Source organism: Agrobacterium leguminum (assembly GCF_015704895.1).
GTDB classification, from domain to species: Bacteria; Pseudomonadota; Alphaproteobacteria; order Rhizobiales; family Rhizobiaceae; genus Agrobacterium; species Agrobacterium leguminum.
In genome coordinates, this window is sequence record NZ_JADQWB010000004.1 from 276039 (window position 1) to 294963 (window position 18925).

The window sequence follows — 18925 nt, forward strand, 5'->3', positions numbered from 1 at the left end:
GGGTCTAGTGTCTCAAATCGGCAAGAAACCGCTGGGCACGCGGATGTTGCGGATTTTTGAAAAACTCGTCCGGTTTTGCCGTTTCGAGAATGCGCCCGGCATCGATGAACCAGATGCGGTCGGCCACTTCCCGGGCAAAGCCCATTTCATGGGTGACGCAGAGCATGGTCATGCCTTCGGCGGCGAGGCTTTTCATGACGGCGAGCACTTCGCCGACCATTTCCGGGTCGAGCGCAGACGTCGGTTCGTCGAACAGCATGACCGGCGGCTCCATGGCGAGCGCCCGCGCGATGGCGACGCGCTGCTGCTGGCCGCCAGAGAGCTGGGCCGGGTAAGAGCTGGCCTTGTCAGCTAGGCCAACGCGGTCGAGAAGCTTCAGCGCCTTGTCATGGGCGACGGCCGGAGAAACACCCTTCACCCGGATCGGCGACATGGAGACATTCTCCACCACCGAAAGATGCGGGAAGAGGTTGAAGCTCTGGAAGACGAACCCCACCCGGCTGCGCAGCGCGTTCAGCTCCTTTGCGCGCATCTGGGCATGGATGTTCCTGCCGTCCAGCATGATCGCACCGCTGCTGATCTCTTCCAGACGGTTGATCGTGCGGATGAGGGTGGACTTGCCGGAACCCGACGGCCCGCAGATGACCACGACCTCGCCACGGGTGACGTTTTCGTTGACATCCTTGAGCACCTGATAATCGCCATAGCTTTTGCAGACCTGCGAAAGCGTGATGGTGTAGTCCTGAGTGGCGGAAACTGGCGCGGTCATAGCTGCTCCGTAGCGATATTGGCGGGGGCCGGTGCCGTGTCTGCGGCAAGCTTGCCGCGCGGGCCGGCCCGGCGGCGGGCGATACGCCGCTCGAGAAGATTGGCGACATGGGTGAGCGACCAGCAGATGATGTAATAAACCAGCGCCAGAATGAGGAAGACCTGGAAGGGCTGGGTCAAAAGCTGATTGTTCACCTGGTTTGCCGCAAAGGTCAGATCAGGCACATTGATGACGTAACCGAGCGTCGTATCCTTGATGGTGGATACGAAAGTCGAGATCAGGCTCGGGATCATGTTGTAGAGCGCCTGCGGCAGGATGACATAACGCATCGCACCGAAATAACCGTGGCCAAGCGCGCGCGCTGCATCCATCTGCCCCGTGCCCAGCGATACGATGCCGGCACGGACGACTTCACTCATGAAAGCGCCCTGATAGATGACGAGCGTGGTGAGCATGGTGACGAAGCTCGGCACATCGGCGCCGGTCCAGAGCGGAACGAGAAAATAGCTCCAGAGAATGAGCATCAGCAGCGGCACGCCACGGGTGAAATAGACCACCGCGGTCACCGGCCAGCGCAGGGCCCGCCATTTCGACAGCCGCGCCAGCGCCATCAGGATGCTGACGGGAAAGGCAAGCGCGATGCTGAGCGCCGACAGGATGAGCGTGTTGGCAAGGCCGCCGAGCGGGCCGTTGGGATATTGGCCGATCAGGAGCAGCAGCCAGTAATCCTGGATGATTGCGATCATATCGTGGATCATGCCCGCGCCCTCCGCAGAGGATCGGCACGCATGGAGATATAGGCTCCGAGACCCATGATCAGCAGCGAGAAGAACAGATAAAGCACGGTGGCGACCAGATAGACCTCAAACGTCCGGAAACTCAGATTTTCGACTTCCTTGACCGCATGGGTCAGTTCCGGTGCGCCGATCAGAACGCCGAGACTGCTGTTCTTGAAAAGCGAGGTGCTGTGGTTGATGAGCGGCGGCAGCGCGTTGCGAACGCCCTGCGGCATGATGACGAACCGCATGGCCGAGACATAGCTATGCCCGAGCGCACGTGCGGCCTCCATCTGGCCGGGATTGATGGAGCGAACGCCCGAACGCAGATCCTCGCTGAAATAGGCCGCCTGACAGAGACCGAGGCCAATAATGGCGAAGATCGCTTCCGCATTGTGGCTGGAAAGCCAGCTGGCAAGCCCGCTCGGCAGCAGCGTGAAGACGCCGAAATACCAGAGCATCAGCTGCACCAGCGTCGGCACGTTGCGATGATAGGACACATAGGCCGCCACCAGCGGATCGCCGAAGCGGAAGGGCGAGAGGCGGATGGCGAGAAGCACGATGGCAAGCGACATGGCGAGCAGCCACGAGCCGGCATAGATGATGAACGTCATCTGGATGCCATGCAAAAGCATCCAGACGTAGTCCGCATTGTTCAAGATTGCGCCGAGGTCAAAACCGCTCACGCGACTTTTCCTCCGGCTCCGCCCGCCGCGACCTTTTCAGCCGGCCGATTTTCAACCGTTTGGGGCTTGGCCGTCTGCAGCCCGCCCATGACCTGAAGCGTCGGGGTAATTTCCATGTGGCCGATATTCATGGCCACGGGTGCGGCGATGGCAAACGCAATCGCATCGGCGATATCGGAAGCCTGCGGCAATTCGAAACCATCGATGAAACGTTCGCGAATGCTCGGATCATCGCCATGCACATGGTTGAAAATATCAGTCGCGACACGACCGGGGCAGATTTCCGTCACCCGCACGCGTTTGCCGAAAGCATCGATGCGCAGCTGGTTGGACAGCATCGCCACGCCGGCCTTGCTGGCATGATAGGTGGAATTGCCGCCGAAATTATAATTGCCGGCAATGGAGGAGATGTTGATGACATGGCCGCGATCGCGCGCCACCATGCCCGGCACCACCATGCGGCATAGATGCAGCACGGCGCGAAGATTCACGTCGATCAGGAGATCGATATCGCTCTCATCCGCTTCCAGAAACTTCTTCGGGCGGTCGACGCCGGCATTGTTCACGAGGACATCGAACGCAACTTCGCTCGTCAGCTTTGCAAGCGCCGGCCGGTCCGTCACATCGATGGCATGGGCAAAGCAGCCCGTGCGCTTCGCCAGCTTGTTGAGAGCGTCCGCGCTTCTGGCAACCGCATGCACTTCCAGCCCTTCGCGGCAAAGGCGCTCCACGACGGCGGCGCCAATTCCGGAAGATGCGCCGGTTACGAGTGCGGTCTTGTAGTCTGAGAATGGCATGTTTGTCCCCTATCGTTGAGCAAACATTAGTGAAGCTTTCATCGCTTGCCTAAGACCGATTTTTTTTGGAGTAATAAGCAACTTGTATGGATGGCGATTGCACCACTTTCAGCGATGCGGCAATCCGGCCGGCGGGGCATGCATCCCCCATGCCGGCCACCGGCACATTCTAGACCACCGCCGTCGGCAGGTCCTGTCCTGCGAAATGCGCATCCAGATTGGCGAGAACCAGAGCGCCCATCTGAAGCCGCGTCTCATGGGTCGCAGCGCCGATATGCGGAGCAAGAACGACATTGCGCATGCCGATCAGCGCCTCGGGAACATGCGGCTCGTTCTCGAAAACATCGAGCGCCGCACCCTTCAGCCCGCCTGCCACAAGAATATCGACCAGCGCCTTTTCATCCACCAGCGATCCTCTGGCGACATTGACGAGCACGCCGTCCGGCCCCAGCGCCGCCAGCACCTCGCGGTTGATCGCGTGTCTGGTCTCCGGCGTCGCCGCCGCCGCGACGATCAGGACATCGCAGGCGCTTGCGAGCGAAACTGCCGTTGAATGATAACCATAGGCCACGTCCTGTTTCCGCCGGCTGAAATAGGAAATCTCGGCGTCGAAGGCTTCCAGCCGCGCCGCGATGGCGCGGCCTATGCGGCCAAGCCCGTAAATCCCGTAACGCCGCCGCGAGGCCTTGTTGCCAAGCGGCATCTCGGCTTTTTTCCACTCCCCCGAGCGAACATGGTGATCCGCGCTGACGAGCTGACGCAGCAGCATGATGGAAAGGCCGATGGCGAGATCGGCGACGTCCTCGGTCAGCACGTCCGGCGTGTTCGTGACCCTGAAGCCGCGCGCGCGGGCCTGATCGAGATCGACCTTATCGAAACCGACGCCGTTGATGGCGACGATTTCGAGAGCGGGCAGGCAGGCGGCGAGATCAGGGGCGAGGCCGATATGGCCGCCGGTGACGACAGCCTTTATCGAAGTCGCCTCCGCCTGCAGAAACGCCTGTTTGTCGGATATTTCGTGCCAGCGATGGACCCGGAAGCGCTTTTGCAGTTCGGCTTCTATCTGTGGCTGAAGCGGGTAGGTTTGCAGAAGATCGGGCTTCATGCGCGCTCCTTAGCCGCGACCGACGAAAGGCATGCCGCTCGCCATCACCGTCATGGTCAGCACATTCGCCTCGAGCGGCAGCGAGGCCATATGCACCACGGCCCGGGCGACGATGCTGGCATCGATGGTCGGTTCGACGGCGGTGCTGCCATCCGCCTGCAGCACGCCGGTCGCCATGGCGCGCGTCATTTCGGTGCTGGCATTGCCGATATCGATCTGCCCGCAGGCGATGTTGAATGCCCTGCCATCCAGCGCGGCCGACTTGGTAAGGCCGGTAATCGCGTGTTTGGTCGCGGTATAGGGCGCCGAACGCGGCCGCGGCGTGGTGGCCGAAATCGAGCCGTTATTGATGATGCGCCCGCCCTGCGGCGATTGCGCCTTCATCTGGCGAAACGCCGCCTGGGTGCAGAGAAAGGCGCCCGTGAGATTGGCCCCGACCACCGCGTTCCAGGTTTCGAACGGCACGTCTTCGATATGGACAGCCGGTGCGGACATGCCGGCATTATTGACCAGAAGGTCGAGACGGCCGAAACGTCCGGTGACCTCCGCAAACAGCCGTTCGACATCGGCCGGAACGGAAATATCGGCCGCGACGGCCAGAACACGGTCTCGATGTTCGCGCCATTCGCCGACGGCGGCGTCCAGAACCTCACGCCGCCGCCCCGTGATCGCGACGCTGTAACCATCTTCCAGAAGCGCCTCGGCAATCGCCTTGCCGACTCCTGTTCCTCCGCCCGTGACGAGCGCGATCTTTCCATCACTCATGCTGCTTTCCCCTCCAGCTCATCTTCCACATGCGCCTGAATGATTTCGGCAAAGGACGTTTCCGCCCGGAAGCCGAGCGACAGCGCAAGCTGCGGATCGTAATCCTCGGCCCAGCCGTCGACGATCCGGATGATACGCTCGTCGGGAACGCGCTTGATAAGCGCCACAGCCTTTTCCCCGGCAAAGGCGCGCAGGGCCTCGATTTCATCGGCCACCGTGGCCGAAAGCCCCGGCATGATGAGATTACGGCGAACACCAAGCCCGGAGAGATCGACACTCGCGGCACGCAGCAGGAAGGCGACGGCCGAACGCGGGCTGGCGAACCAGTGGCGCACGGTATCGGCAACGGGCAGCACCGCCTCCTGGCCCACCAGCGGTTCGCGCAGAATATTGGAGAAGAAGCCGGAGGCGGCCGCATTCGGCTTGCCGGGGCGGATGCAGATGGTGGGCAGGCGGATGCTGACGCCATCGAAGAAACCGCGACGGCTATAATCCGCAAGCAACAGCTCCACGATCGCCTTCTGCGTGCCGTAGCTGGTTAGCGGTGCGGGCAGGAACTCGTCGCCAATCACCTTGGGGAATGGCGATCCGAAAACCGCGAGCGACGAGCAGAAGACCACACGCGGCTTGTATCCATCCTTCTGATGCTCCAGCCGGATGGCCTCGAACAGCGAACGCCCGCCATCGAGATTGATGCGATAGCCTTTCTCGAAATCGGCCTCCGCCTCGCCCGAAACCACGGCGGCGAGGTTGAAGATCACATCCGGTCGCTTGGCGATCAGCTTTTCGGCGACGCCGGCATTCGACAGATCGCTACGCTCGACGGTCAGTGTGCCGCCGAAGCCTTTCGGCGCAACCGGCTCGAAAACATCCGTCAAGGTCATTTCGGTGATATTCGCACCGCCAATCGCTCCGTCAGAAGCGAGACGTTGCGTCAATTTGCGGCCGATCATTCCGGCGGCACCGATTATCAGAATATGCATTGTTTCACCTTTGTTTGGCCGACCGCGCCGGCTCGATTGATCGTCAGTCGTCATCACCCTGAAACACCACCTCGCGACGGCGCATGATCGCCGGCATCGCCATCATGATAACGACCATGCCGGACAAGGCGAGCAGGGTGGCGCTGATCGGATGGGTGACGAATGTCGAGAAACTTCCCTGCGAAATCAGCAACCCAAGGCGCATATTCTGTTCCAGAAGCGGACCGAGAACGAAGCCCAGCACCAGCGGTGCCGGCTCGCAGCCGATCTTGCGCAGGAAGAAGCCGACAATGCCGAAGACCGCGCAAAACAGAACATCCACGACACTGTAGGACAGGCCATAGGCCCCGATGGCGCAGAACATCAAAATGGCCGGGCATAAGAAGCGATAGGGAATGCCGAGAAGGCGGACCCAGATGCCGATCAGCGGCAGGTTCAGCACCAGCAGCAGAAGATTGCCCACCCACATGCTGGCGATCAGCCCCCAGAAAAGATCGGGCCGCGATTGCATGACCTCCGGTCCCGGCGTAATGCCCTGGATCATCATCGCGCCAACCATCAGCGCCATCAGGCCGTTGGCGGGAATACCGAGCGTCAGCAGCGGAATGAAGGAGGTCTGCGCGCCGGCATTATTGGCGCTTTCCGGCCCTGCGAGCCCTTCGATTGCGCCCTTGCCGAAACGGGATGGATCCTTGGCGATCTTGCGTTCCAGCGCGTAGCTCGCGAAAGAACTCATGATCGCACCGCCACCGGGCAGCACACCGAGGAAAGAACCGAGCGCCGTGCCGCGCAGGACGGCGGGGAAAGCCTGTTTGAAATCCTCCCGCGTCGGCATCAGCGATCCGGTCTTTACCGCTCCCGCATCCCGCTCCACGCCCTGCTGCAGATTGAAGAGGATTTCGCTTACGCCTAGCAACCCGATGGCAAGAACGACGAAATCGATGCCGTCGAACAATTCCGCCATGCCGAAGGTGAAGCGCTGCTCACCAGATGTCGGATCGATGCCGATGAGGCTGAGCGCGATACCGAAGGCGACCATGCCGACCGCCTTGACCGGCGATCCGCTGGACAGGAACACGGCAAATAGCAGCCCGAAGATCACCAGACTGAAATAATCGGCCGGGCCGAAGGCAAGCGCAATGGCCGAAAGCGGCTTTGCGACAACGACGATCAGGACCGTCGCCACCGTGCCGGCAAAAAACGACCCGAGCGCCGCCGTGGCCAGCGCCACACCCGCCCTGCCTTGCCGGGCCATGGCATATCCATCGATGCAGGTGACGACGGATGAGGATTCACCCGGCAGATTGACGAGGATCGCCGTGGTCGAACCGCCATATTGCGCGCCATAAAAAATGCCCGCGAGCATGATCAGCGCCGCCGTGTCCGGCATCGTATAGGTGATCGGAAGAAGCAGCGCGACGGTGGCGGAAGGGCCGATGCCCGGCAGGATGCCGATCATCGTGCCGAGCGTGACACCCAGCAGGCAATAGAAAAGATTGATGGGTGTGACGGCCACGCCAAAACCGAGAACGATATTGGAAAGAAGATCGGTCATGGCAGCAACGGTATCCTCTGTCCGAGGCCCACAACGAAAATGAGAATGCAGGCGAGGATGAGCACGGCGGAAAGCAGCAGAACCTCAACCGGCCGGATCCTGCCATAAGCGATGCAGGCGAGCACGATGAGGACGAAGGCAGCGGCGATAAAGCCCAATGGCTCGATCAGCAGCGCAAAACCGGCAATGCCGGCCACCGCCAGAAACGGGCGCATTTTCGGCGCCACCCAGGCTTCGGACGGTGTCTTTCCCAGCAGATCCTGCAAAAGCAGCGCGATACCCAGCGCGAACATCAAAGCCGCTATGACCGTTGGCATATAGCCGGGCCCGGGCTGGAAATTGGTGCCCATGCTCAGCGGCCGCGCGCCATAATAAAGCCCGGCGGCGGCCGCCAGAAAGAAGGCCCCCGACAGAATATTCGCCGTTAGTTTCGAGCCGTTTTCGGCCATGATTATTTCCCCTCCTCATCGAGGAATACGCCGTGCCTCCCGACACGGCGTATCCAACGTTTAATCACTGACTCAATCGGCCCAGACACATCCTTTCGAGCGCATCATGTCGTAGCGATCCTCGATATCCATCTTGCCCTGCCGGTGCAGTTCCATCATGTGATTCTCGTGATCGTCGCGCTCCCGGCAGGCCTTGACGAGCTTCGCGATATCCTTCTCGCGAACGACCACGACGCCGTCATCATCGCCGCAGACGATATCGCCGGGGCTGATCAGTTCACCGCCGACCACGACCGGATGGTTGATGGTGCCGAGCGTGTCCTTGGAGGTTCCCTTCATGCAAAGCCCGAGCGAGAACACCGGGAAACCGATCTCACGCAGCCCCTTGCCATCACGCACCGCGGCGCTGACCACGAAACCGACAATGCCCTTGCCGATGCAGGCGGCAGCCAGCACATCGCCGAAGCCGCCCTGATTGGGATTGTCACCGCCATCGATGACCAGCACATCGCCGGGCTTCGCCAGATTGATGGCCTCGAAAATCATCAGATTATCGCCGATATGGCATTTCGCGGTGATTGCCGGGCCGCAGATTTTCAGGCCGGGCTTGATCGGCTTGATGCGATAATCGAGAGCGCCGAGCTTACCTTGCGCCTCGTGAATCGTGGCTGGGCTGAATTTGCCGATCGCCTCAATATCGGCTCTGGAAGGGCGCTGGAAATTGCGGATTACATGGGCCATTGGCCGGATTCCTTTCAACAGTGGGTCATAGCAGGGCCGCTGGCCGGCCCAGGCGTCATTTGGTGGGGGTGAGAGAAGCGGTCGGTACGGGCCGCTTATTTTGTCCAGGGCTTGCTTTTCCAAAGCTCGGCCAGATTGGCGTTGCCCTTCTTGAGCGCCTCGGCAAATTCGGCCTGTGTCAGCGGCAGCATCGTCAGCTCGCGCTTTTTGGCATCGGCAAGATAATCCGGGTCCTTCAGCGCCTTCTGGAAGGCATCGACCAACTTTGCCTCCACATCCGCCGGCAAGCCCTTCGGCGCGCCGAAGCCCGCCAGCAGGCTGAACTGAACATTGTAGCCGGCTTCCCTGAAGGTCGGCACATCAGGCGAAAGCGGCGAACGCTCGGCACCGGAGGTCGCGAGCACACGCAGCGCGCCGGAACGATTGTCGGCAAAGACCTCGTTGAGGTTCATGAAACCGAGCGTCACGTGGTTGCCGAGCATGGCAAGCCGTGCCGGCCCGCCACCATTGAAGGGCACGAAATTGAGCTTCACGCCCGCCGCCTCTTCAAACAGCAGCGCGGTGATCTGGCTTGGATGACCGATACCCGTCACGCCGACGACGACCGGGTTCGCCTTGGCCGCCTCCACGAATTCCCTGGCGGTCTTGATCGGCGACACCTTGTTGACTGTCAGCGCCAGATCGCCACCGATCTGGTTTGCGAGCGGCGTGAAGGCCTCTTCCTTGTAGCTGGCATTGCCCTGCACGATCGGCGAATACATCGACGGGAAATTCAGCGCGCCGATGGTGTAACCGTCAGGCTTCGCATTGGCGATATAGGTCGCTCCGATCAGCCCGCCAGCGCCTTCGCGATTTTCCACCACAACGGATGTGCCAAGATATTTTTCGAGATAGGGCACCAGCGCCCGCGACTGGATATCGGTGCCGCCACCGGCCGGATAACCGATGACGAGCGTCACCGGCCGCTCCGGATATTCCGCCGCCGCCCCTCCCGCAGCCAGCATTCCCGCCGCCGCCAGCATGCCAAACAGAGATGTCTTCAAACGCATATCTTTTCCTCCCCGATACGCTTTCACCGGGGAGGCTAGGAAGAAGCCATCAACAATACAAATACCGAGTTTTCAATTTACCCATACAGATCGTTTATGGGTTGGATGCCGGTTCGCGTCTTGCGACCGCCCGCAAAAGGTCGCGGAACAGCCTGAACGTTCGCTCATCCACCTCCCTGCCCTTCAGCAGATGGATGGAGCGATAAATGACGGGCTCGGTAATATGCGCGGCCTGAAGCTGACCGGCTTCCTGCTCCTGCTGCACCGAATTCCATGACAGGATCGTCGCACCGATGCCGGCGCTGACGGCGCGTTTGATCGTATCCTGTCCGTCGATCTCCATGGTCACGTTCAATGTTATTCCCGCACGGGCGGCGGCCTCGTCGATCGATATGCGGAGCGGATTGTCCTTCGGCGGCAGGATCAGGTTGAGCCCTGCCGCAGCCTCAAGCGGCATCGACCGGCCGATAGGCCTTGAAGAAACGGCAAACAGGCTCTCCTTGACGATGAGGTCGTCGGCCTTGTCCTCCGCTCCCACCAGCGCAACGGCCATATCCACCTTGCCGAGACGAATGAGCCGCAGGGATTCGTCATTGCGCGCCTCTATCAGCCGCAGCGAAACCTTGGGCATCGAAGCGGCAACCTCGCTGATGATGCTCGGCGCAAAGGCCGTGGCCCAGGAGGGAATGAGGCTCAGCCGGATCACCCGCTCATCCAGATAGGCCATGGCCCGGATTTCCGCCTCCGCCTGCCGCACCTTCTCGGTAATCTCTCGCGCATGGGAAAGCAGAACTTCACCCTTTTCCGTCGCCTTCACGCCCCGCGCCAGCCGGTGCAGCACGGGAAAACCCACCAGCCGTTCCAGTTCCGTAATGTGATGGCTGAGCGCCGGCTGGGCTATCCCCAATTGCCGCGCCGCCGCCGACATGGAGCCGCAATCGGCAATCGCGACCAGATATCGCAGCCTGCGCAAATCCAACATGCCCGCTTAAACCTCCCGCCGGTTCGAGATGCGATCATGACACCAAATCACCGCGGAGGCCTAGGGGAAAAGCGCCGTGCGGTGGTCCTGCCGGTCTTCAGGGGAGTGATGGGGTAAGACAAGATTCTTATGACAGCCGGCTAAGGCTTTTCCCAATGTCTTCCCCATGGCACGGTCCTGGCTGCTATGGGGAGCGGGATGAATCCTAAGACCGGAATTTTGCTCAAGCTGACGGCCATGCTGGCATTCACAGTCATGTCCGCCTGCGTGAAGGGCCTGGACGGGGCGATCCCCGTCGGCGAAGTCGTCTTCTGCCGGGGATTTTTTGCCCTCATTCCCCTCTGTCTCTGGTTCATTGCCTCCTCGGAGCGGATAACCGTGCCGGCCGCAAAGAACATCGGCAGCCTGCTTGCGGGCAGCTCGGCCGGGCTTGGCGGCATGTTCTTCGGCTTTCTCGCCCTCGCCTATCTGCCGCTGGTGAATGTGACGGTGCTGAGCTACACGACACCGCTTTTCACCATCATGCTGGCGGCGCTGCTGCTTGGCGAAAAAGTGCGGATATATCGCTGGTCCGCCGTGCTGACCGGTTTCATCGGCGTTTTCATCACGCTCTCGCCGAAACTGATCTTCGATGCCGCCTCAGGCCCCGCCCAAATCGACAGGGTCGCGATGATCGGAACCGCACTGGCGCTGACCGGTGCGCTTTGCGCGGCCTTTTCCTCCATCGCCGTCCGCCATCTGAACAGCATTGAAAAGCCGTCGCGCATCGTGCTCATCTATACGCTGACGGGTGTGGTGGCCGGCCTCGCCACGCTCGGATTTGGATGGAAGATGCCGGATTTTCACCAGTTCCTGCTGCTCGCTGGCGGCGGCCTTGCCGGCGGCATCGGCCAGATCGCCATGACGCTCAGCCTGCGCCACGCCCAGGCCTCGCTGCTTGCGCCGTTCGATTACACCACGATGATATGGGCAATCGCCCTCGGTTATCTCTTCATGGCCGAAGTGCCGACGGGTGCAACCATCGTTGGCGCCTTGACTGTCATCGCCGCCGGCCTTTTTGCGATGTGGCGCGAAAACCGGCTGGCGAAACAGGCCGTCAGGGAGCCGACAGCGTCAGCTGTTCCGTAACACGCTTTTTGTGCAGCCGCCTTTCCCGCCACAGCGTGAACAAACCGGCGGCAACCACGATAGAAGCCCCCAGAATGGTCGTCAGGGCCGGGACCTGATCCATGAAGGCATAACCGATCAACAGCGCCCAGATCATCGTGGTGTAATCGAACGGCGCCAGCAGCGAGGCCTCGGCATAACGCAGGCTGAGCGTCACCAGTATCTGCGCGGTTCCGCCAATGAGACCGGTGCCGATCAGCAGGGTCCATTGCCACGCGGTCGGCATTTTCCAGCCCATGCCAATGCTGGCAAAGCCGATGACGGTTGTGAGCAGGGTGAAATAGAAGATGATCGCGCCGGTATTTTCCGTCTGCGTCAGATGCCGGATCTGGATCATCGATATGGCGGAGAAAAAAGCAGCCGCCAGACCGAACAGACCGCCGAGCATGGCGACGCCGGAACCGGAAGCGACATCCGAAACATCGAAGGAAAAATGCGGCGACAGGATCAGCACGATGCCGCACAGCCCGACAACAACCGCCGTCCAGCGGTAAATCCTGACGACTTCCTTCAAAAGCAGCACCGCCAGAATGACGGTGAAGAGCGGTGTCGCGTAGCTGATGGCCGTCGCGTCGGCCAGCGGAATATAGGCGAGCGCCAGATAGCTGAAGACCATGCCGCCGGTGCCGGAAAAACTCCGCACCAGATGACCGCCAATATGGCTGGTGGCCATCTGCCTTCGAAAACCGCCCTGCGCCGCCATCCACAGACAGAGCGGCAACATGGCCACCGCCGACCTGAAGAAGACGACCTGCCCGATGGGTATTTCGCCCCTGAGGCTGCTGATGCAGGCGCCCATCAGCACCAGAGCAAGCGCAGCGGAGATTTTGAGGAGAATGCCTTTGCGGGGTTCCATGGTTCGTTCCTTCGGAGTCTTCGAACCGTTTCACCACGCGGCGGCGGGATATCAAACCGGAAAGCAATGTCCATAGGAACTTCGTCTGACCCCATCAATCCCGCCTCCATGGTAGCTATTGCTGATGGACAGGGTGCGGATTCCGCTCCGCCCGCCTGCCGTCGTGGGGACAAAAAAGACGTTGGAAACCAATATGGATCTGGAAAAGATCAAGAAACTGATCGAGTTCGTCGGCTCTTCGCGAGTGTCCGAATTGACCGTGAGCCAGGAGGGAACCACGGTCCGGATCATCCGCGAAAACAATGCCGTTTCACCGCAGGCACCATCATCGCAGCCACGGCCCGTTCCGGTAGCCGAAACGGCATCCGAGACACCCCGCGCCGAAGAACAGGCGCCGGCATCCGCCGCAGCCGCACCGGCGTCATCCGGCATCGTCGCAGCACCCTCATTCGGCCTTTTTCATCGCGCCCCGAGCCCGGGTGCGGCGCCTTTCGCCGAAGCCGGCGACGAGGTGAAGGAAGGGCAGGAACTCTTCATCATCGAGGCGATGAAAGTGTTCAACACCGTGAGGGCCCAACGAAGCGGCAGGATCGCCAGATTTATCGCCAATGACGGCGAAGACATCGAACTTGGACAGCCGGTGCTGGAGTTCGAATGATGGATGCGACACTCCCAAAGGTGGCTGAGACACGAGCATTCGACAGCGTCCTGATCGCCAATCGCGGCGAGATTGCCTTGCGGGTGCAGCGCGCCTGCCGTGAGCTCGGTCTGAAGACCGTCATGATCTATTCGGAAGCCGATAAGGACGCCGACTATCTGAAGGCTGCCGATACCGCCATCTGCATCGGCCCGGCCTCTCCCGGCCAGAGCTACCTCAATGCGCCGGCCATACTGCTTGCGATGGAGCTGACCGGCGCTGGCGCGGTTCACCCCGGTTATGGTTTTCTGTCCGAAAGAGCGTCTTTTTCAGAAGCCGTGGAGGCGGCGGGGGCAGTCTTCATCGGCCCGCGCGCCGACGCCATCCGCACCATGGGCGACAAGATCGCGGCGAAGCGGGCAATGATGGAGGCCGGCGTTCCCTGCGTGCCCGGCCCCGATTCCGCCCTGCCGGATGACATGGCCGAAGTCTCGAAAATCGCCGCCGAAATCGGTTATCCCGTCATCGTCAAGGCGGCCGGCGGCGGCGGCGGGCGCGGCATGCGTGTCGTGCGCGAGGCCTCCGCCCTTCAGGATGCCGTTCTCGTCACGCGGGAGGAGGCGAGCCGGGCCTTCGGCACGCCGGAACTCTATATCGAGAAGTTCCTCGAACATCCGCGCCATGTCGAAATTCAGGTTCTCTGCGATGGTCAGGGCGGCGGGGTCTGGGTGGGGCTGCGCGATTGTTCCATGCAGCGCCGCCACCAGAAGGTCGTCGAAGAAGGTCCGGCCATCGGCATCCCGCCCGATGTCGCGGCTTTCGTCGGCAATCGCTGCGTCGAAGCCTGCCGCCAGATCGGTTATCGCGGCGTCGGCACCTTCGAGTTTCTTTACGAGAATGGCGAATTCTATTTCATCGAGATGAATACCCGCCTGCAGGTCGAACATCCGGTCACGGAAATGACCTCGGGCGTGGATCTGGTGCGCCAGCAGCTTCTCGTCGCTCTCGGCCATCCGCTTGAGATTTCGCAGGAGGATATCGTCTGCGAAGGCCACTCCATCGAGTGCCGCATCAATGCCGAAGACCCCTATAGCTTCATTCCCTGCCCCGGCCTGATTACGGTGCTTCACCTGCCGGGCGGCCCCGGCGTGCGGGTCGATACCCATGTGACAGCGGGTTATCGGGTTTCGGCACATTACGATTCGCTGATCGCCAAGCTCATCGTCCATGCGCCGACCCGCGAACAGGCGATCCTGCGCATGCGGCGCGCGCTTGGCGAAATGCGCATCGAAGGCGTTTCCACCAACCTGCCGCTGCACCGGGAAATATTGCAGGACCCGGCCTTTTCCGAAGGCGGCACGGATATTCATTACCTCGAGCATTGGCTTGCAGCGCGGAGTGCAAAGTGAAGCGACAGCCTGTTTCCATATCCCGCTACAGCGAGCCCGGCACGATTGCCGATCTTGCTGCTCACCTCGAGCACAACAATGTCTCCGCCATTGAAATAGAGACGCCGGATGGGTCATTGAAGATCGTCGCCATGGCAGGCGGTCAGGCCCCTGCCGCGCAGCGGCCCATCGAAGCCGCGAAAGTGCCGGTAAAGGCGGGGGATATCCTCGCCCGCGCGCCGATGGCCGGCATCTTCACACCCGCCCATCCGCAGCGCCCCGATCGGGCGGTTCGGACAGGACAATCCGTCGCGAAAGGTGAGATCGTCGCATTCGTGGCGGCAGGCCCCGTGATCGTTCCGGTCATTGCCGAAAAAGCCGGCACCGTCAGCGAAATCGCGGCGGAAACCAGCACGCTTGTCGGCTATGGCTCCACCCTTCTCAAGACCGAAACATGATGGTGACGTCGATGAGCAACCTCCCGCTGAAAACGCCCCACCTCACCCCCGCCCATCTGGGTCTGCCGAAAATCTCGATGATCGGCAACAAGACGTTTCTGATCGAAGCGCCCGGCGAGCTGGACCTGCCCGCCCAGCGGCGTATCTGGGCGCTGACGCGCGCATTGAAGGACCGCCCCGAGGTGCTGGAACTCATACCCGGCATGACCAACCTGCTGATCGTGCTGCGCGGCACGCCTGAAGATGCCGGGCGTTTGCAGGATGAGTTTCTCGACATCTGGCAAAGGACGGCGGAGCTCGATCTTCTGGGCAAGACCATCGAAGTGCCGACGACCTATGGCGGTGAACACGCCATCGACCTTGCGGCGATCTGCGATTATTCCGGCCTGCCGGACAAGGAAGTCGTGCGCCTGCATTTCGAGCGGACCTATACGGTTTTCGCCGTCGGCAGCGCGCCGGGCTTCGGTTATCTCGGCGGTCTCGATCCGCGCATTTTCATGCCGCGCAAGAAAGTCCCGTCGCTTCGCATGTTGAAGGGCATGGTGACGATTGGCGGCATGCAGTCCGGCATCTCGGTTCTGACCGGGCCGAATGGCTGGAACTCGCTGGGCTTCACCGAAATCACCATGTTCGACGCCGCAGCCGAACAGCCGGCGGTGCTGGCGCCCGGTGACCGCGTTCGTTTCCTTCCTGAAAGGATCGAACTATGATCCATATTCTTGCCTGCGGTCCGCTGAACACCGTGCAGGACCTCGGTCGCGCCGGTTACCGCAATATCGGCATCACCGCCACGGGCGCGATGGACCCCATCGCGCTCAGGGTCGGCAATATTCTTGTCGGCAACGGCGAGGATGCTGCTGCCATTGAAATCCAGACCTTTCCGTTCCGCATCGAATTCGAAGAGGCACTGACCTTCGCCGTAACCGGTGCGGATTGCGCCGCCCGGCTCAATGGTGCCGATCTGCCGCCCTACTGGTGCGTTAGAGCCGAGAAGGGGCAAACCCTTGAGCTTTCGACGCCCATGAAAAATGCACGCGCCTATCTCTGCCTTCAGGGCGGCGTCGACGTTCCGGTGGTGATGGGATCACGAAGCACTTCGCTTCGCGGTTCCTTCGGCGGCCATGAGGGACGCCACCTTACCACCGGCGACAGGCTGTCCGTCCTGCCATCCGAACCACCGGCGCTGCCGGCAAGCGGCCTCGGCGTCATGCCGCTTGCGGAGGCGATGCCGGACATGTTTCCGGTATCCGACAATGGCGAATTGCTGCTGAGAGCCATTCCCGCCGCCGAACATGATCTTTTCGGCGAAGGTGCGGAACGTTTCTGGTCCGAAGCCTGGAAAATCACTTCGCAGAGCGACCGCACCGGCTACCGGCTTGCCGGCGCGCCACTTATGCTTTCGGCTCCCGTCGAGTTGCGCTCCTATGGCGTCATTCCGGGCGTGGTTCAGGTGCCGCCGGGCGGCGAGCCGATCATCCAGATGAGCGACGCCAACACCGCCGGTGGTTATCCCAAGATGGCTGGTATCATCGACAGCGATCTTTGGCGGCTCGGACAGGCGCGCATCGGCAGCCGCATCCGCTTCGTGCAGGCAACGGTGCGCGAGGCGCTGGAGGTCGAACAGGCAATCGACACCTATTTCGCGGGTATCCGCAAGACCCTGCCGCTGGTCACCGCCGCACTCGGCACGTTCACAAAACGACAATCCTGAAAAACACGGAGAGGGAACCATGAAGATCGATGTTAATTCCGACATGGGCGAAGGTTTCGGCGTCTATAAGGTCTGCGACGACGAGAAGCTTATGGAAGTCGTCTCTTCGGCGAATATTGCCTGCGGCTTCCATGCCGGCGATCCGGAAATGATGGCGCGCATGGTGCGTCTCGCCAAACAGAACGGCGTTGGCGTCGGCGCCCATCCGGGCCTTGCCGACCGTCTCGGCTTCGGCCGCCGCGAAATTCCCGTCGATGCGGAAGAAATGGAACAGCAGGTTCTCTACCAGCTCGGCGCGCTTTCGGCGATTGCCAGGGCGCAGGAGGTCGCGCTCTCCCATATCAGCTTCCATGCCGCCATGGGCAACATGATCAACCGCGATGCGGCGCTTGCCGAACGGATCATGAAAAAGATCAGGATGGTCGATCCCGATCTCATCGTCTTTTCGATGCCGGACATGCTGATCGAAAAGGCGGCTCTGGATTGCGGGCTGAAAGTGCTCAACCTCTTTCTCGCCGACCGGGCTTATGATGTGAAGGGCCAGCTCGTGCCACGCAAGCTGCCCAATTCCGTCATCAAGGAAGAAGGAAAAGTTCGCGCACGCGTGCGCCAGTTTCTCGAGAAAGGCACGGTCACGACCATCGAGGGCGAGACCATCCCCGTTCGCGCCAGATCGATCCTCGTTCATAGCGATACACCTGGCTCACTGGAGCTTGCGCGCACGGTGCGCAGCGAAGTGGAAGCCTGCGGCGGCAGCGTCGTGCCGGCTCGCGAAGTGGTCGCCTGAAGCGGGAGTCGCCCTCATATCCTGAAGCACAAAAATTACGGCACCGCATTCCAGGTCAGGAGCGCGGTGCCGTAATTTTTGCCGGCTATGGAATACGGCCCGGATTTCGATCCGTCGCCAACCGGGCCGCTTGAGCGACCCGGCCGCGAAATCATCAATTCAGCTGGATCACGTGATTGCTGTCGCTCATCCAGCTCAGTCTCACCCGATCACCGGCGGCGCTGACGGCATTGGTGAAGCCTTCCGTCTGGGTCTGCCGGTAGGCGATCATCGGCTCGCCATTGTCCAGCCGCAGATAATAATGCAGCATGAAACCGCGATAAACGACCTGCTCCACCCGCGCCGTGGTGGAATTGCTGGCGTTTTCACCTGCGTCCACCGCAAGCGGTGAAACCGAGATCGCTTCGGGGCGAACGGTCACGACGACCTTGTCGCCCTGAACCGCCCCCATATCCTCGACATCGAGCCGCACGCCGGAACCGGTGACCAACCTTGCGGAACGACCATTGCGCTCTACCACGCTCGCCTCGAAGAAGTTCGAGGCGCCGATGAAACCCGCAACGAAGCGGGTCAGCGGCTTCTGGTAGATTTCGCCGGCCGGTGCGATCTGCTCGAGATTGCCGTCACGCATCACGGCAATCTGGTCCGCCATGGTCAGGGCCTCGTCCTGATCGTGGGTCACCATGATGGTGGTGAGGCCAAGCCGCTGCTGCAGGCTGCGGATCTCGACCTGCATGCTTTCCCTCAGCCCCTTGTCGAGCGCACCGAGCGGCTCGTCGAGGAGCAGCATCGAAGGTTCGATCACCAGCGCGCGCGCCAGCGCCACACGCTGCTGTTGGCCGCCGGAAAGCTGCACCGGCAGCCGGTCGCCGAAGGTGTGCAGCTGAACGAGATCGAGCGCCTGTTTAACGCGCCCTTCCCGGTCAGCCTTCGAGATGCCCCGCATTTCCAGACCGAAAGCGACGTTTTCGGCAACGGTCATATGGGGAAACAGGGCGTAGTTCTGAAAGAGCATGCCGACATTGCGGCGATGAACCGGGGTGCGCGTGGTCGGCTTGCCGCCGACCACGATTTCACCCGAGGTGGGATCGACAAGCCCCGCAATCATGCGCAGGCAAGTCGTTTTCCCGCATCCGCTCGGACCGAGAAGCGCCAGGATTTCCCCTGCCTTGACGGTAAGCGAAACATCATCGACGGCAACGACCTGACCGCTGTAATGCTTGGTCAGTCTCTCCAGGCGGACTTCTACGGATTTCATCAGCGT

At 61.3% G+C, this 18925-nt stretch carries 21 protein-coding genes; 7 read left to right on the forward strand and 14 right to left on the reverse strand.

What is annotated here, in order from left to right:
* Positions 1 to 4 precede the first annotated feature (4 nt).
* The 12 genes from I3J13_RS08755 to I3J13_RS08810 form a co-directional block, all read right to left on the reverse strand.
* Entirely contained in the window at positions 5 to 769 is a 765-nt protein-coding gene (locus I3J13_RS08755; protein WP_196378562.1) for an amino acid ABC transporter ATP-binding protein, read from the reverse strand.
* Positions 766 to 1527, reverse strand: a complete 762-nt coding sequence (locus I3J13_RS08760; RefSeq protein WP_035225052.1) for an amino acid ABC transporter permease — start codon at positions 1525 to 1527, stop codon at positions 766 to 768. The genes I3J13_RS08755 and I3J13_RS08760 overlap by 4 nt, the downstream gene beginning before the upstream one ends.
* Positions 1524 to 2231, reverse strand: a complete 708-nt coding sequence (locus I3J13_RS08765) for an ABC transporter permease subunit (RefSeq protein WP_196378563.1) — start codon at positions 2229 to 2231, stop codon at positions 1524 to 1526. The genes I3J13_RS08760 and I3J13_RS08765 overlap by 4 nt, the downstream gene beginning before the upstream one ends.
* Complete coding sequence (locus I3J13_RS08770) at positions 2228 to 3028, reverse strand: SDR family oxidoreductase (protein WP_059757916.1); 801 nt, start codon at positions 3026 to 3028, stop codon at positions 2228 to 2230. The genes I3J13_RS08765 and I3J13_RS08770 overlap by 4 nt, the downstream gene beginning before the upstream one ends.
* A 169-nt stretch (positions 3029 to 3197) precedes the next feature.
* On the reverse strand, positions 3198 to 4133 hold the full coding sequence (locus tag I3J13_RS08775) for a 2-hydroxyacid dehydrogenase (protein ID WP_196378564.1): 936 nt from the start codon (positions 4131 to 4133) through the stop codon (positions 3198 to 3200).
* A 9-nt stretch (positions 4134 to 4142) separates the two neighbouring features.
* Positions 4143 to 4898: an SDR family oxidoreductase gene (locus tag I3J13_RS08780; protein WP_196378565.1), complete on the reverse strand. Its 756-nt coding sequence runs from the start codon at positions 4896 to 4898 to the stop codon at positions 4143 to 4145.
* Complete coding sequence (gene denD / locus I3J13_RS08785) at positions 4895 to 5881, reverse strand: D-erythronate dehydrogenase (RefSeq protein WP_196378566.1); 987 nt, start codon at positions 5879 to 5881, stop codon at positions 4895 to 4897. The genes I3J13_RS08780 and denD overlap by 4 nt, the downstream gene beginning before the upstream one ends.
* A gap of 43 nt (positions 5882 to 5924) precedes the next feature.
* On the reverse strand, positions 5925 to 7436 hold the full coding sequence (locus I3J13_RS08790) for a tripartite tricarboxylate transporter permease (RefSeq protein ID WP_196378567.1): 1512 nt from the start codon (positions 7434 to 7436) through the stop codon (positions 5925 to 5927).
* The gene (locus tag I3J13_RS08795; RefSeq protein WP_196378568.1) at positions 7433 to 7885 is read right to left on the reverse strand and encodes a tripartite tricarboxylate transporter TctB family protein; all 453 of its coding nucleotides are present in this window, start codon (positions 7883 to 7885) and stop codon (positions 7433 to 7435) included. Before I3J13_RS08795 ends, I3J13_RS08790 begins: the two co-directional genes overlap by 4 nt.
* A gap of 72 nt (positions 7886 to 7957) precedes the next feature.
* Positions 7958 to 8626, reverse strand: a complete 669-nt coding sequence (locus I3J13_RS08800; RefSeq protein ID WP_196378569.1) for a 4-carboxy-4-hydroxy-2-oxoadipate aldolase/oxaloacetate decarboxylase — start codon at positions 8624 to 8626, stop codon at positions 7958 to 7960.
* A 95-nt stretch (positions 8627 to 8721) separates the two neighbouring features.
* Positions 8722 to 9675 carry a tripartite tricarboxylate transporter substrate binding protein gene (locus tag I3J13_RS08805; RefSeq protein ID WP_196378570.1) on the reverse strand — a complete coding sequence of 318 codons (954 nt, stop codon included), beginning with the start codon at positions 9673 to 9675 and terminating at the stop codon, positions 8722 to 8724.
* 94 nt (positions 9676 to 9769) lie between these two features.
* Positions 9770 to 10657 carry a LysR family transcriptional regulator gene (locus I3J13_RS08810; RefSeq protein WP_003519683.1) on the reverse strand — a complete coding sequence of 296 codons (888 nt, stop codon included), beginning with the start codon at positions 10655 to 10657 and terminating at the stop codon, positions 9770 to 9772.
* A gap of 198 nt (positions 10658 to 10855) precedes the next feature.
* On the opposite strand from I3J13_RS08810, the gene I3J13_RS08815 reads away from it, so the two are divergent.
* Complete coding sequence (locus I3J13_RS08815; protein WP_196378571.1) at positions 10856 to 11785, forward strand: DMT family transporter; 930 nt, start codon at positions 10856 to 10858, stop codon at positions 11783 to 11785.
* Here the strand turns inward: I3J13_RS08815 and I3J13_RS08820 are convergent.
* On the reverse strand, positions 11754 to 12680 hold the full coding sequence (locus I3J13_RS08820; RefSeq protein WP_196378572.1) for a DMT family transporter: 927 nt from the start codon (positions 12678 to 12680) through the stop codon (positions 11754 to 11756). The genes I3J13_RS08815 and I3J13_RS08820 overlap by 32 nt on opposite strands.
* Before the next feature lie 193 nt (positions 12681 to 12873).
* On the opposite strand from I3J13_RS08820, the gene accB reads away from it, so the two are divergent.
* Genes accB through I3J13_RS08850 form a run of 6 tightly spaced genes read left to right on the forward strand, consistent with a single transcriptional unit; the run spans position 12874 to position 17661 of the window.
* Positions 12874 to 13338: an acetyl-CoA carboxylase biotin carboxyl carrier protein gene (accB, locus tag I3J13_RS08825; RefSeq protein ID WP_196378573.1), complete on the forward strand. Its 465-nt coding sequence runs from the start codon at positions 12874 to 12876 to the stop codon at positions 13336 to 13338.
* A complete protein-coding gene (gene accC, locus I3J13_RS08830) occupies positions 13335 to 14726 on the forward strand; it encodes an acetyl-CoA carboxylase biotin carboxylase subunit (protein WP_196378574.1) in 1392 nt (463 codons plus the stop codon). The genes accB and accC overlap by 4 nt, the downstream gene beginning before the upstream one ends.
* Positions 14723 to 15163: a biotin/lipoyl-containing protein gene (locus I3J13_RS08835; RefSeq protein WP_196378575.1), complete on the forward strand. Its 441-nt coding sequence runs from the start codon at positions 14723 to 14725 to the stop codon at positions 15161 to 15163. The genes accC and I3J13_RS08835 overlap by 4 nt, the downstream gene beginning before the upstream one ends.
* Positions 15160 to 15873 (forward strand): 5-oxoprolinase subunit PxpB, encoded by a 714-nt coding sequence (pxpB, locus tag I3J13_RS08840; RefSeq protein WP_196378576.1) that lies wholly within the window; start codon positions 15160 to 15162, stop codon positions 15871 to 15873. The genes I3J13_RS08835 and pxpB overlap by 4 nt, the downstream gene beginning before the upstream one ends.
* Entirely contained in the window at positions 15870 to 16874 is a 1005-nt protein-coding gene (locus tag I3J13_RS08845) for a 5-oxoprolinase subunit C family protein (RefSeq protein WP_196378577.1), read from the forward strand. The genes pxpB and I3J13_RS08845 overlap by 4 nt, the downstream gene beginning before the upstream one ends.
* A 19-nt stretch (positions 16875 to 16893) precedes the next feature.
* Complete coding sequence (locus I3J13_RS08850; RefSeq protein ID WP_196378578.1) at positions 16894 to 17661, forward strand: 5-oxoprolinase subunit PxpA; 768 nt, start codon at positions 16894 to 16896, stop codon at positions 17659 to 17661.
* 154 nt (positions 17662 to 17815) lie between these two features.
* Here the strand turns inward: I3J13_RS08850 and I3J13_RS08855 are convergent, their stop codons facing one another.
* Positions 17816 to 18919 (reverse strand): ABC transporter ATP-binding protein, encoded by a 1104-nt coding sequence (locus tag I3J13_RS08855; RefSeq protein WP_196378579.1) that lies wholly within the window; start codon positions 18917 to 18919, stop codon positions 17816 to 17818.
* Between the last annotated feature and the right edge of the window lie 6 nt (positions 18920 to 18925).

Coding starts and splice junctions, on each gene's coding strand:
- I3J13_RS08770 (WP_059757916.1), bottom strand. CDS start 3,028: ATGCCATTCTCAGACTACAAGACCGCACTCGTAACCGGCGCATCTTCC.
- pxpB (WP_196378576.1), top strand. CDS start 15,160: ATGATGGTGACGTCGATGAGCAACCTCCCGCTGAAAACGCCCCACCTC.
- I3J13_RS08810 (WP_003519683.1), bottom strand. CDS start 10,657: ATGTTGGATTTGCGCAGGCTGCGATATCTGGTCGCGATTGCCGATTGC.
- I3J13_RS08850 (WP_196378578.1), top strand. CDS start 16,894: ATGAAGATCGATGTTAATTCCGACATGGGCGAAGGTTTCGGCGTCTAT.
- I3J13_RS08805 (WP_196378570.1), bottom strand. CDS start 9,675: ATGCGTTTGAAGACATCTCTGTTTGGCATGCTGGCGGCGGCGGGAATG.
- I3J13_RS08755 (WP_196378562.1), bottom strand. CDS start 769: ATGACCGCGCCAGTTTCCGCCACTCAGGACTACACCATCACGCTTTCG.
- I3J13_RS08815 (WP_196378571.1), top strand. CDS start 10,856: ATGAATCCTAAGACCGGAATTTTGCTCAAGCTGACGGCCATGCTGGCA.
- I3J13_RS08775 (WP_196378564.1), bottom strand. CDS start 4,133: ATGAAGCCCGATCTTCTGCAAACCTACCCGCTTCAGCCACAGATAGAA.
- I3J13_RS08855 (WP_196378579.1), bottom strand. CDS start 18,919: ATGAAATCCGTAGAAGTCCGCCTGGAGAGACTGACCAAGCATTACAGC.
- I3J13_RS08795 (WP_196378568.1), bottom strand. CDS start 7,885: ATGGCCGAAAACGGCTCGAAACTAACGGCGAATATTCTGTCGGGGGCC.
- accC (WP_196378574.1), top strand. CDS start 13,335: ATGATGGATGCGACACTCCCAAAGGTGGCTGAGACACGAGCATTCGAC.
- I3J13_RS08780 (WP_196378565.1), bottom strand. CDS start 4,898: ATGAGTGATGGAAAGATCGCGCTCGTCACGGGCGGAGGAACAGGAGTC.
- denD (WP_196378566.1), bottom strand. CDS start 5,881: ATGCATATTCTGATAATCGGTGCCGCCGGAATGATCGGCCGCAAATTG.
- I3J13_RS08800 (WP_196378569.1), bottom strand. CDS start 8,626: ATGGCCCATGTAATCCGCAATTTCCAGCGCCCTTCCAGAGCCGATATT.
- accB (WP_196378573.1), top strand. CDS start 12,874: ATGGATCTGGAAAAGATCAAGAAACTGATCGAGTTCGTCGGCTCTTCG.
- I3J13_RS08845 (WP_196378577.1), top strand. CDS start 15,870: ATGATCCATATTCTTGCCTGCGGTCCGCTGAACACCGTGCAGGACCTC.
- I3J13_RS08790 (WP_196378567.1), bottom strand. CDS start 7,436: ATGACCGATCTTCTTTCCAATATCGTTCTCGGTTTTGGCGTGGCCGTC.
- I3J13_RS08760 (WP_035225052.1), bottom strand. CDS start 1,527: ATGATCCACGATATGATCGCAATCATCCAGGATTACTGGCTGCTGCTC.
- I3J13_RS08820 (WP_196378572.1), bottom strand. CDS start 12,680: ATGGAACCCCGCAAAGGCATTCTCCTCAAAATCTCCGCTGCGCTTGCT.